Below are 12454 nucleotides of genomic sequence, written 5' to 3' on the forward strand. Positions count from 1 at the left end.
CACCGCCACCAGTGTTACCATCACCGCCACCAGTGTTACCACCACTACTTGGTTGAAAATGAACAATAGGGATATCTGGATGACTAGTACGAGCACTAACAGCCCATACAACTCCACCATTTTCAACAACAATCCGAAAGGCGCTAGGTTCTGCAAAATTTCTAAGCCAGAAATAATAATGTTTCTCTTTTCCATCAGAAGGAGTAGTTACTTTCCATTCAAAAGGATATTTCAAAATTCCCCTAGGTGTTTTAAACTCAACATAACCGGAAGGTCTTAAATTGACATTGTACTCAGTCCAAACAGTCAATTCTGTCAAATGATATTCACCAAAATCAAAGTAACCCATCGTACTGTCATGCCTTCCTTCATTAGCTGAAAAAGCAAATGAAATACTAGGCATAATCAATAGAAAAACTACAAAAAATATCAGGACTCTCCTACTCATCTTGTAAACACCCTCTTTAATACTGCTAGAATGATCAAGCCAAAAAAGACAACTGCAAATAGCCAAAGATAAGGTGAAGCTACCTTAATTAAATCGGATGCATACTGACCTATTACCGGCATATTGACCGGGACATGAAAGAACTTACCATCTGTTTTTTCAAATCCACCTGTAGGAGATTCACCAACATCAATACTTGGTTCCTCTGGTGGAGGATCAACAGGTGGTGGATCAACTGGTGGAGGATCAACAGGTGGTGGATCAACTGGTAGATCAATATTTTCATGCTTAACAACTCTTACCTCGTTCCTATAAATAGTACGATCGGCAGGCAATTCCGCAGTTTGACCTGCGAGTAAATAATAATATCCCGGTGTACTAGGGTCATCATGATAATCAACATGAACACTTACAGCAAATCTATCTTCTTTGACAGATGTATTAGATACAATTAGTTTTGAAATACGCCCCCATCTCTGCGATGCAACAACTTGTATTTTCAACCGACCATATTCTAAATGAGATTTGTCATAAAAAAGGTTTTCACCAGAAGGATCAGGTACAAACCATTTACTTGCTCCACTCCAGTTATAATCTCCATCAGACCAAGGACCAAAATTAGTCACGATATCTGTCATAGTTTGAGCAAAAGAAACAGATGTAAAAGAGAAAAACATAATAAACAGTGTTATTAAAATCTTTTTCATTCTGTCATCAACCTTTTAATTGCACGACCAACGAAGAATGAAATAATGATACCTGCTGTAAAGGCGATAATAGGCCATAGAACATTAAAATGTGATCGCTGTGAGTCGGCCACATCTTGAAGTGAAATTCCTAGTAATACTTTAGGAGTCTCTGAAAGTGTGTAGTGTGCAGATTCAACAGGCGAAAAGTTACCTACACTATTTTCAGCTTTTGCATATAAAGTCTTTGGCTCTTTAATCCGCAAAGGCGATTTATAGGGCAGCCATTCTTCATCATCAAAAGAATAGTAAAGCTTTGCATCTCCATCATCTGAAAATAGTCTAACGTCTACAAAATCAATAAAACCTACACTATTAGGTGATATGGTTACTTTCGGATAGTCATTCTTGGGAGGTATTAAGGTTTTAACAGTTAATTCTTCACTTTTCGTTTGTCCTAAACGATTTATTGCATAAAGCTCGTACTTATATTCCGTATCAGGTTTTACCTGTACATCTGCAAAAGATCGGTAATTACCCGGCATAGTTGATAAAAGGGAACCATTTCGAAAAAGCTTATAGGTATCAGTAAACTTTGAAGTAAAGTTTAAATTCACTCGATCAACATAAGCAGAGCCTAAAGATAACTCTAAATTGCTTGGTACAGTGAATAACTCCTGAGTTTTAATCGTTATAATCTTGCTCGCTGTACGTCCATATGGACTGACTGCAACTATATGAAGTTCATAACTACTCTCAGGCTCAGTAGTTACAACGTAATAAACAGAATTAGAAGGAACTTCTGATATTTTTTCACCACTGCGATATATTTCTATCTTTTCTGCACCTGTTACACTAAAGTTCATTCTTGCAGAAACATCTTTTATATCACTAATATCAAAAGATAAAATTTTTGGAGGTGGTGGTGGATCAGAAGTGACTATTCTACTAATAGAACTTGCTGTTCTACCTACCTTATTTTCAGCAACAATTGATACGTCGTATGAGGTTTTCGGTTTTAAATTATCGATTTTATACGATCTTGTCTTTCCATCCAATTCAGCAACTTCATTTCCATCAACATTCACATAAATCTTACTTGCATTAACAGCCGAAAACTGTAAATCTATAGAATCATGTGAAGCTACAAAAGAATTAATATATACACCTTCAGGGACTGTAGGAGATTTCGCTAATAAAGAAATTTCCCCAAACTTATTTTTATATTGACCATGTCTACCAAGCTTAATTTCAAATTTTTTAGCTCTACTTATATTCAAACTGCCAGTAATAGAACCCGAAGCAATTGACTTTTCCCAAATAACATTATCGTTTTCATCATATAATTTGGCACTATATGGGTTATGAATCGACCCATAAAAAGCAAAATAAACAATCTCATACACATCATCAAATATATAAATTAAAGTAGCCCCACTAGGTAGTTCCTTATTATCACTTAAATTTCCATTAGTAAGATGAGTTGCATCAAAATTTGAAGGAGAAGAAATATCAGGTAATTTCCCCTCTAAAATATTAAAGTTACTTGCTTCAGCATCATCTAAAAAAGAAAAAAAAGAAAACATCATAAGTAATAAACACATAAGATGTCTGAATCTCAAAACCTATCCCCCCTATTAAAAAGGGGATAGAGTGATTCTATCCCCAACACTAGATATTTTTACTCAAACAAAGATTTGATCTGGTGACCGAATTTAAACGCCAAAGGAATACCTACAGCAAACGCCACAATCAACCAAATAGCATTGAAATTTGACCCGATTGCACTAGCGACGTCGGCTAAGTTATAAGAAAATGAAATCGTTGGGATTGATGTTTCCATTTGTAAAAACCACCTTTATTTTTGTTTTTTATAATCATCTGAATATGTTCAGAAGACCGCGAGCGATAAGAAAACCTACACTGATACCAATTAACAGATAAACAAGTATATCAATCTGTTGCCATACATAAGATGCCCACTGTAGAACTGGATCAATAGTAATGTTTAGGTTCATTCCCGGCATATCCTACACCTCAATTCCTGAATATTCGTAGGATGCCTGCAAGCATGAAAAGACCGAAAACACCACCGACAAACAACCAAAGTATTGGTGCAGCACTAGCAAAAATGTTATAAGCAAATTGAAGTATCTTATTAATTTCTACGTCAAAACTCAAAGATCACCGCCCCCCCATCTTGCCTATAAAGTAAAGAACAGCGATAGTCGTTGCGAGGACACATACAAATGTCGAGATCATCAGGGCTACCTCTGATCTGGAAAAGAACCATAAAATCACCTCTTCTATTTCAATTTTTGTTTCTGTCATTTTGCGTTACCCACCTATCCAATAAAAAAAGTATCAAAACAAACATCACCCCTACTGGTATCAAAAACGGATAATCATTAAGGAGATTAATACCCCAGTAATAAAGCACCTCTAAAGGCTCAGTAAAATACATATAGATCAATCATCCTTATTCACCTTCAGCCTAGAAAACAACAAACAAATGACATAAAAAAGACCTGATAATACAGTAATTAAATAGAAAACTAATCCAAACCTATAAATGAGTTCTAGTACATCTGATGTATTAGTCATTTTTTTATCACCCATTCCAATGCAAAAACAAAGGCACAAGCAAAAATTGCAATCACTATGAGATTGAAAAGCAATTCAATACTAGTCATCTTTATTCACCTTTAGTCTAGAAAACATCGTGATAACCAGTGCTGGTAATAACGCATATACAAACACTTTCCAGTTTTGAGCTACATCGAGAATATCCATCTACTCACCTACCGTCTTCATAAACCGTTACCCCTGCAAAAATAGTTAAGTAAGCTTACTTACTAAAAACATTCAAAACAAGCACTAGTACACCGAAAAAAGCAAAAATTAAACCCATATGAAAAAAAGCTTCTCTATCACTCACTTAGTAGCCCCCCATGATTCCTGAATGTAGGCTCCTATAAACGTTAAACAAAATAGAGTAGAAATCAGAGAAATAAAATACATTTTCATTCCCTCATAACCCTTTAATATCAAGGCTTCTATTTAGATTTAGTTGGAATTTGAACCCTGCATGTTATATGGGTGCAGGGCAAGCTAAATTAAGAAAATAAGAAGAAGAGAAGTTACAGTACCGACAATTATTCCTGCAAAAACAGTTAAATAATAATCTCTTTTACTCACTTAGTAGCCCCCCAAACCCATTTCGCAATCTTTACAGCTACTAAAAGCAAAATTGAAAATGCAATGATTAAATCACCAAAAGTCACCTGATGCACTAGGAAAAATTCGCCACTTTGTACCGTTTCTTTCTGGTATGTAGGTGTATTCGTTTTTAAGTACTCAAGCAAAGGTGCTAGATCAACTGTAGGCTCGGTTACATCTATATCAGTATCAGAACTGGCTCCCGGATCGGCAACCTCACCGGGAAATTGTTCAGAAGGTTTGGAAGATTCTGGAGAATCATTTGGTGTTTCGTTTTCCATAGCCTATTTAACTAAACTTAAAACAGGTTCAGACATATATGTTTTATAATTCCTTTGTGCAATATCAAACTGAACATCTACACGAGATCGTGGCGCAGGTAAAGATGAAATCTTGTCTGCATCAATAGTCATTTCTAAAGTTTCATAGCTACCTTTGTCATCAACAAATTTCAGTCTCCACATAATTGATGCTTGTCCTGTTTGTTTGTTTGTAAAATTGACTTGTTCTGGAGCCACATACAGAACATCTTTTAACATTGCTTTCATTTGACTCTCTCCTTTGATTTTTAAAATAAAAAAAGCCCGCACTTTGGCGGACTTCTCTTTTAAAAATAGTAAAAATAGACCATTGATTTTATTAACAAAAATCAATAAACTTAATGTGAGGACGTGTGTAACATATGAGTACACGTCCTCAAAGGTACAGATCGGGTCCCGCCAAGTTCACGATCTGTACTTTATTTTTTTGTAAAAATAGGAACAAATATTCGCGGTAATGAACCACACATCAATCATAAGTAAAAAAGCGAAAATTGACAAGACCTATTTCTTTTTTTGTTGAAAATATTCTTTTAAAAGCCTTTCTATTAATCCTGTTGCACCCTCTGGATGAGATTTTACTTTTTCCCTTAACCAACCCGGAAGTCTAATTTTTAGATCTTTCTTTAATTCATCATCAGGTTTCCTTGGTCTGCCCAAATTAATACTCCTTTTTTTCAAATATCATTATAAAAAGGATAGCACAAATAGACCTTTTAAATTCCTATTTTTAGAAGGTCTATTATGCTTAAATATGTGGTATAATATGGGCAACTAATATTCTGTGCCCTGATCGCTCCCTATAGCGTATCGGGCATTTTTATTTTCTCTACGTTCATTAAATTTTTCTAGTCTCATTTTAGCTAATTCGCTCGTAAAACTTAAAGAATCTCCATCATATTCCTTAACAAAGTCCTCATACTGTTTTCTACATGTCATATCAACATAGTCCTGTTCCATCCGACCAACTTCATCTAAATAACCCTTTTTATGTAAAGCTTCAAGTTTCCCTGTTCTAAACTTATCAAATTCAACAATTTTTCTTGCTTGTATTAACTTGTTGTAATCCTCGTAATCTCTTGAAATAACCATATAATCACTATCTTTAAGTTTCTCTACTCCTTTTCTTATATCAGCAATCAGTGCCTCCTCGCCCTTGGCAATATACATCTTAGCAGCAGTAGTTAGTAATTGTTCATTCCAATACTTATCAGTTCTCATTAAAGTTTTATCAGGTGCAGACGTAGCAAGTTGTATCTTCTCAACATCGCCTAAAAAATTTTTCCAAAAACGTGATACTTTCCATCTAGATTTATTTGAATCTTTTTCATCTCGATCACGATAAGTTACATAATTCTTAATCGTACCTGCAATAATTTCCCCTACAGGTTTACCAGAACTTATAATCTGTTCTACAAACTGATCTGCCCTTTCGTCTCTATAGCGAACCTCAAAACGATTCCATTTCTCTATACCATCTTCCAGATCGTAACCCTTAGTAAGTCTCTCCCAATACTTTTCATAACAGACCATGTGTATACGGCTTGAAGGTGATCCGTAATAGATTGATTGTCCTTGTTCTTCCCCAGTAGCTATCTTTATTTTCTCAATAGCCTTTGCATATTCAAATTTTGATGAACAAACACCATCTTTTGCTTTTCTAATTAAAGTACCTACAGTAAATCTAGGTTTTCTTGATGCACCACCTCTTTTACGTTTTGGAGATACCCCAAAATCATCAATTGCTCCATCCACACGAGAAAAACTAGTACCTAAACGTTTCAAATCTTTTAATATATCTATCCAAGGTCTATTTGTATGTTGCTCCAAATCTCTACAAGCTTGTCCAGGAAAGTAAATATGAAAACCGCGTTGTTTTGTTCCACCGAAATATATCCTCATATTATCCAACCAAAGCGATTCATCCCAACCATAAGCACCTTTAAATTCGTGTCGAAATGACCCAAAAGGTATACCTAAAATATCAATGATTTCCCGCAAAGAATTTGCGTGAATGCAAGTACCTTGAAGCCAATCAATTAAAGCCCTCATCCCACTTTCATCTGTATTTTGTGCCCCCCTGTTAGTGGTGGGGGGCACTACGTTTCTTTCGATTATTTCCCGAACTTCTGTTGTCATCACATTTCCCCCAAATAACTAAGAAACTTTCACCACACGCTCTATAATCTCTCTCAACAATGATGATTGATTTGCATCTTCCTTCTTATCAACCATTTCATAAAAAGCCTTCCAAGTTTCCTCTGTCAAAGTAATAGAAACCTTTTTAGTTATGCCAAATCCTTTCCTTCCTCTTTTTCCCAAAACCATCACCTCCTAAATTAAGTTACCTTATTAAATGATAGTTGTAAAGAGAGAACATTAAAAATTATTTCATTGATATTTTTCTAAAAAATCTTGTATAGCCATATTCCAAATATCAGTTTTTTCGATCTTACATGACTCTGCTAGAGCATCAAGTTTCTTTCCTAGACTCTTATAGACCAGGACTGTTCTTCTCTCCTTCTCTTCCGTTTCTGGAAGGTCGAAGGTACGTTCATAAATAGACAGCTTAACGTCTAAATCCCCTGTTGTTCTGCGTTTTATGTACTGTTTGATAATCGAAATTTCACCATCTGTGAATTGCGTGTGAATCGCTTGTGAACTCCTTTTTTTGTTAGTGTGAACTGTAGGTGAAACGTCCTTCACATCAGTGTGAACTGTAGATGAAATGCTTTTAACATCTATGTGAATCGGCTGTGAACTGTACTTCACTTCTTCGTGAATTGTAGGTGAATCGGTTTTCACATCAGTTAATAAATCATAATCTAAAGGCTCATTTCCTTCTCTTTTATACACCCAAACCTTCTCTGAATTATCGAACTCATAACCTAACGATTTTAATTTTCTCTGTACCCAACTCACAGATTTGTTCAGATTAGATGCTAATTCCTTCATCTTACTTCCAGATTCTAAACCCTTTAATATTTCATCCACCGTCATACTGTAGTTCCCTCCCATAAAAGTTTAGCCATCGACATTGGCTAGGCTATTTTCTGCTAATAGGGCGCAGACGACTTTTTGTGCTGCACGTAATTTTACACCTGCGTTCAAACTACACAAATCGTCTTATATAAGACGTAATATATCACCGAGGACAAAGCCCTCTATGGCACAATCCGGGCGCATAGCGACCCTCCTGCACCTCAACATTGCATTACTTTCGTTTTGGATTACAAAATTCATTATATTTATCTGGAAACCATATAAAAAATAGATAATAAGAAGACCAAACAAGTACAACAAAAGCAATAATTTGCAATAAATCATTCATTCTCTATCACCTCAACATAACATTACTTTCAATACAGAAATAAATAGAAAAAAATCCCGAAAATATTAAATAATAAAGCATAAAAAGAAATATATATAGAACGCTTTTTTTTCAAATCTTTAATCAAAACAATTAACACAATTAAGGCTAATACGATATGAAATAAAACACCAATTTCTGGATTCATATTTCCACACCTCTACACTCATTTAAAAACGTCCAGATCAGCCATACAAAACCAATCTGGACATATTATTAAAATTCAATTTCAATATCCATTACATCAGCCTTATACTCTCCACCATCTGGATATATATCTATAACCAATTTAGTGATTTCTTCGCCAGATTCATTCGTAATTGAAACTAAAGCTTTTTTAAAAAGATGATCGTTATCAAAATGCTCAACATGGTATTTTTTTGATCCTTCAACTCTTGCAAACACTGCTTCAATAGCGTCATTAAAGATATCTTCTTGTGTACCAAGTAACGAAAATTCCATTTCAAACATCTCCTCTTCATTAGGTTACTTTTATTATATCATTTAGGTTACCAAAACACAATACTTTTAGTAACCTTTATTATAATAAATTATCACTTGATTCAATTACTTCTCGTAATACAGCAGATTGTTTTTCCCCTTGAGCAACTCTAGCGTCAATTAAAGCCCATACTTCATCTTGTAGCGTTAATGATACTTTCCTAGTAGTCCCTATAGATGGTCGTCCCGTCTTCTTTTTAGGTTTCGGTAATTGATTCATTCTATTTTTAGTAACCCTTATAATTCTCATTATAAACACCTCACTTTTAGTTACCTTTATTCTAAAACTATAAGTAACCAAAAGTCAAGTTTTTATATGTAACGATATCAATTAACGAGAAGCCCGGACGCCCCAAGGTTCGTCCGGGTCTTCTTCAGTTCTCTTTAATTCACTATTCTCATTGAATCCATATCTTCATAACCCGAATACATTTCAGGTTGATGAACTTTATAATAGTTGTCGTTATACGCTACTAATTGTTTGTGAAATTCAGGAAAAGTATCTTTATTAGGCTGTTGAATAGGAATAACAGGTCTCCAAGTCTTGAATAACTTCATTTCATTAAGTACACGTTTCATAAGATCACGTTTCACCATAGAACGCTTCAAAAGTCTTCCATTTCTAAAGTCATAAAATTCATATTCAGTATATTGACCACGCACTCTAGCAAAAACATATACATCTATTTCTTCTCGTACACGAGAATCAAGAGTAGACATACTAACAGCAGTTAACATCACTGTTGCTCTAAACTTCCTTAGAAGGTTAAAGACTTGAGTCAAATACATCTGACCCTTATTACTAGACGCATTACGACTATCTAAATCAATATAAGATTCATCCCAAACGACAAGATTATTATCTAACTTAGCCATTTCCAAAAAATCAGTATAACTTGTAAATAATCTTGATCCTCTCAGCTCATAATTAGACCAAAGCGTCAAATCAGGAAAACGCATCTTCATGTCATAAGCGAACAGACTCATAAAACTTGTTTTTCCGGCTCCTTTTTCCCCATCGATAACATATATGTATGACATTATTTTTTCTTCTCCTGAGCCATTACAGAGACCATTTGAGGGTTAGAAGATGCCGCCTGAGCCTTAAAACCTTGCTCAACAACTTTCATATATTTTTGTGTAGGCATTGATAATTTGCGTAATGCCAAAACTGAATCAATAATATAATCAAAACCACCTTTATAACGTAAAAGTGTTATTGCCTTCACTTGGTCTTGAGTAAGAGTAACAGCATCGTCTTTCAAAAATTTAAGAGTCTCATTTAACTCAGAAGGTGCTGAACTAAAAAGACCATCAGTTAAAAAGTCTTGTAAATTTGATTGTGCTTGTTGCATATAAAAATCCTCCAATCGTTCGGATATAGATTCTGTTTATGAGATCCTGGCTTAATTTATCGTTCGTGTTTAGATACTGTTTTGGAGATCCTGGCTTAATTAATCATTCGTGGTTTACTCTGAACATCAAAAGCCTTTTGAAGAGTTTCTAAATGCCTAATCGTAATAAAAATACCGTCCCTTTCTCTACCAGTGAACGAATGATTATCACGCAGCCATTCCATGAATTGAATAACCTCTAAATTTGTTTTAACAACTCTCTTTAATCCCTTATTCATCCTAATACCTCCTAAAAAATAATTGCAATCAAGGCAATCAAATACGGTAGCATATTTTTAAATTCTGTTGCACCTTTTTTCGTATCAAATTCAAAAATCTTACCAAGTACAACCTGCTGAGATAAATGTTTTAATTGCTCTGCTTCTGTAAATGCTTCACTGGTAAGGTTGAATGTATAAACTAATCCACCATTAACTTCATCATAGTAAGTTTTTGCTTCTTCCTTCGGGAACATAGCTACAGCCGTTTCAAGCATTCCATCTTGATCACTATAAACAGGAAGAATTCGTATATGTCCTAAATCAGTAGCAACAACTACCGTATGTGGCGTTCTACTTTTGGTAAACATTTTTTTCAACATTCTTTTTACCACCTCGTTTTAGTTTCATTAGAGCCTTTGACAACTGCCAAGGGAGGTACCCAAAAATCATGGCTGCTAACGTTATTCCTGCACCTGCTTGAAAAAAGAAATTAAATACATCGTTTGATTGTCCTACCACCATTTCACACCTTCCTTAAAATAGAGATATAGATTCCTAATGAGTACAGCTACAAGTAAACCTGTAACGGTCATGAGAGAGAGTACAACAGCTTTTATCAAGAAAACCCAATTGTCGCCAAGTACCGTAAATGGAGCAAAGAAGGTATCAAGTTCTATCGGTCTATTACGTTCTATAGCAAACTTGGAAAGAGATTCTAAAGCAGAACTTATAAAGCGATCAACAGGACCAAATATCGTATCTATCAAATTCCTCATTTATTCTGACCCCCCACGATTCGGATGATCAGATAACCAGTTAAAAATACATCAAGGGCAAGCAATAGATAGGGAAGTATCTGTAACACCCCCAAGGGTCTTAAAGCTTCAATAAAAATATCAATACCATCATTACCAAGCTTGTTTGTAAACGTCCCACCATTCCAAGCCAAGAGCGTCTGAATAGTCCTGAATAGTCCTGCTACAACAGCTAAAACAGCTTGTAACAAAGCAAGGAAAAGATGTAACAAGTCAGCTATGACAGTAAATAGCTTATAGATGAAATAAAATACACCATCTAATAGTTGTAGAAACCAAGAAATTGGTTTTGCTAGGAACTTAAAAAAAGAAGTAAGTAAGTCAGCTAGCCCGGTAATCAAATAGCCGACTAGATCGGCAAAGCTCATGACGATCTAACCATTGATATAATCTTTGTAATGACCGCAAAGGCTAACATTATTGCGAATCCGTACTCTAAAGGCTCCGAAAAAACACCAACTACATCAGTAACATAACTTGTTAAATCGCTCATACTAATCACCCCATCTGGTCAAAAGTTCCTTGATCTTCTGTGCATATTCAAAAGTTAAAATTAAGCCCATGACAAACGCTGTAGGTAACCAGAACTCCTTGAATATTTCAGATACATAATTAGCGATATTCCCCATATCTATCATTTTGGAGTTTGCTCCTTTTCAAATTTAAATGTCCGGTTAGGAACCGGATCTTTTGTATACCAATCTCTATCCAAAACTGGATCACGTTTCATAGTGTCCTTTTCTAGTACTGGATCACGTATCATGGAGTCCTTTTCTTGAACTGGATCACGTTTAGGTACTGCATCTATTTTTGTAGGAGATTCTTTGATAAGTGTTTGTTCTTTCGTTAATGATTTTTCTTTTGTAAGTGAAGGTTCAGCTTGTAAAACTGACTCTCTTCCTAAAGATTCACCTATCGGAACCGGGTAAAAAATGTTTGGCTGCGTCGGCATTTTTGGAGATTGTTGAGACTCACCCGGATCACTGAAATAAACATTGTTATCTGTTATTTTTTCAATCTTATCTATGTAAGGTGCAGGGTGCTTTCCTGCTTCTGATTCCCAGTCGACTTGAGGTATTTCATAATTTCCTGTAGGAGTTACCTGATATAAAATTTCATCTAATGTTCTATTTGCTTCATGAAGTTCGTCATTTGTAATATCTAACCGATCGTTTACACCGTCTAATCTATCGTTTGTACCGTCAACCCGGTCGTTTAACCCGGTTAATTCATCAATTACTGATCCCAAATGTTCATTCACCATATCCATAAAATCATCAAGCTTTAATCCTGATTCTTGAATACTATCGTTCATTTGAGACATGATACCTTTCATTTCATCACAACAAGCTCCACAGAGAGATCCTCCACCTGTACCGTTACCATCTCCACCGCCAGTGTTACCGTCTCCTCCGCCAGTGTTACCGTCTCCTCCACCTGTGTTACCATCACCGCCACCAGTGTTACCATCACCGCCACC

Annotated in this window: 21 protein-coding genes; all 21 read right to left on the minus strand. The window is 35.3% G+C overall.

Annotated features, from left to right (window positions below; genetic code table 11):
* The coding region (locus LM917_RS23765) for a hypothetical protein (RefSeq protein WP_232700186.1) at positions 1–448 on the minus strand (448 nt) is incomplete at its 3' end.
* The gene (locus LM917_RS23770) at positions 445–1155 is read right to left on the minus strand and encodes a hypothetical protein (RefSeq protein ID WP_232700187.1); all 711 of its coding nucleotides are present in this window, start codon (positions 1153–1155) and stop codon (positions 445–447) included. The genes LM917_RS23765 and LM917_RS23770, both read right to left, overlap by 4 nt.
* Complete coding sequence (locus LM917_RS23775; RefSeq protein ID WP_232700188.1) at positions 1152–2756, minus strand: fibronectin type III domain-containing protein; 1605 nt, start codon at positions 2754–2756, stop codon at positions 1152–1154. Before LM917_RS23775 ends, LM917_RS23770 begins: the two co-directional genes overlap by 4 nt.
* A 59-nt stretch (positions 2757–2815) precedes the next feature.
* Positions 2816–2977, minus strand: a complete 162-nt coding sequence (locus LM917_RS23780) for a hypothetical protein (protein WP_232700189.1) — start codon at positions 2975–2977, stop codon at positions 2816–2818.
* 34 nt (positions 2978–3011) lie between these two features.
* On the minus strand, positions 3012–3152 hold the full coding sequence (locus tag LM917_RS23785; protein WP_232700190.1) for a hypothetical protein: 141 nt from the start codon (positions 3150–3152) through the stop codon (positions 3012–3014).
* A gap of 1176 nt (positions 3153–4328) precedes the next feature.
* Positions 4329–4634 carry a hypothetical protein gene (locus LM917_RS23790; RefSeq protein WP_232700191.1) on the minus strand — a complete coding sequence of 102 codons (306 nt, stop codon included), beginning with the start codon at positions 4632–4634 and terminating at the stop codon, positions 4329–4331.
* A 3-nt stretch (positions 4635–4637) separates the two neighbouring features.
* Positions 4638–4901, minus strand: a complete 264-nt coding sequence (locus LM917_RS23795) for a hypothetical protein (RefSeq protein WP_232700192.1) — start codon at positions 4899–4901, stop codon at positions 4638–4640.
* A gap of 276 nt (positions 4902–5177) precedes the next feature.
* On the minus strand, positions 5178–5333 hold the full coding sequence (locus LM917_RS23800; RefSeq protein WP_232700193.1) for a hypothetical protein: 156 nt from the start codon (positions 5331–5333) through the stop codon (positions 5178–5180).
* Positions 5334–5447: 114 nt separating this feature from the next.
* On the minus strand, positions 5448–6812 hold the full coding sequence (locus LM917_RS23805; RefSeq protein ID WP_232700194.1) for a replication initiation factor domain-containing protein: 1365 nt from the start codon (positions 6810–6812) through the stop codon (positions 5448–5450).
* An 18-nt stretch (positions 6813–6830) separates the two neighbouring features.
* Positions 6831–6995, minus strand: a complete 165-nt coding sequence (locus LM917_RS23810) for a CopG family transcriptional regulator (RefSeq protein WP_232700195.1) — start codon at positions 6993–6995, stop codon at positions 6831–6833.
* Positions 6996–7064: 69 nt separating this feature from the next.
* On the minus strand, positions 7065–7673 hold the full coding sequence (locus LM917_RS23815; protein WP_232700196.1) for a ribbon-helix-helix domain-containing protein: 609 nt from the start codon (positions 7671–7673) through the stop codon (positions 7065–7067).
* Between the two features lie 586 nt (positions 7674–8259).
* Complete coding sequence (locus LM917_RS23820) at positions 8260–8505, minus strand: hypothetical protein (RefSeq protein ID WP_232700197.1); 246 nt, start codon at positions 8503–8505, stop codon at positions 8260–8262.
* Positions 8506–8584: 79 nt separating this feature from the next.
* Positions 8585–8794, minus strand: coding sequence for a hypothetical protein (locus LM917_RS23825; RefSeq protein ID WP_232700198.1), 210 nt, complete (start codon positions 8792–8794; stop codon positions 8585–8587).
* Positions 8795–8928: 134 nt separating this feature from the next.
* Positions 8929–9585, minus strand: coding sequence for a hypothetical protein (locus LM917_RS23830; protein WP_232700199.1), 657 nt, complete (start codon positions 9583–9585; stop codon positions 8929–8931).
* Positions 9585–9899 (minus strand): hypothetical protein, encoded by a 315-nt coding sequence (locus tag LM917_RS23835; RefSeq protein WP_232700200.1) that lies wholly within the window; start codon positions 9897–9899, stop codon positions 9585–9587. The genes LM917_RS23830 and LM917_RS23835 overlap by 1 nt, the downstream gene beginning before the upstream one ends.
* 95 nt (positions 9900–9994) lie before the next feature.
* Complete coding sequence (locus tag LM917_RS23840) at positions 9995–10177, minus strand: hypothetical protein (RefSeq protein ID WP_232700201.1); 183 nt, start codon at positions 10175–10177, stop codon at positions 9995–9997.
* Between the two features lie 11 nt (positions 10178–10188).
* Positions 10189–10539: a hypothetical protein gene (locus LM917_RS23845; protein WP_232700202.1), complete on the minus strand. Its 351-nt coding sequence runs from the start codon at positions 10537–10539 to the stop codon at positions 10189–10191.
* Between the two features lie 132 nt (positions 10540–10671).
* Positions 10672–10935, minus strand: coding sequence for a hypothetical protein (locus LM917_RS23850; protein ID WP_232700203.1), 264 nt, complete (start codon positions 10933–10935; stop codon positions 10672–10674).
* The gene (locus LM917_RS23855) at positions 10932–11342 is read right to left on the minus strand and encodes a hypothetical protein (protein WP_232700204.1); all 411 of its coding nucleotides are present in this window, start codon (positions 11340–11342) and stop codon (positions 10932–10934) included. Before LM917_RS23855 ends, LM917_RS23850 begins: the two co-directional genes overlap by 4 nt.
* A 126-nt stretch (positions 11343–11468) precedes the next feature.
* Complete coding sequence (locus LM917_RS23860) at positions 11469–11612, minus strand: hypothetical protein (protein WP_232700205.1); 144 nt, start codon at positions 11610–11612, stop codon at positions 11469–11471.
* Positions 11609–12454, minus strand: an 846-nt coding sequence (locus LM917_RS23865) for a hypothetical protein (protein ID WP_232700206.1), incomplete at its 5' end; no start/stop codon positions are given. The genes LM917_RS23865 and LM917_RS23860, both read right to left, overlap by 4 nt.

The organism is Brevibacillus daliensis (assembly GCF_021245735.1).
Lineage (GTDB): Bacteria > Bacillota > Bacilli > Brevibacillales > Brevibacillaceae > Brevibacillus_B > Brevibacillus_B daliensis.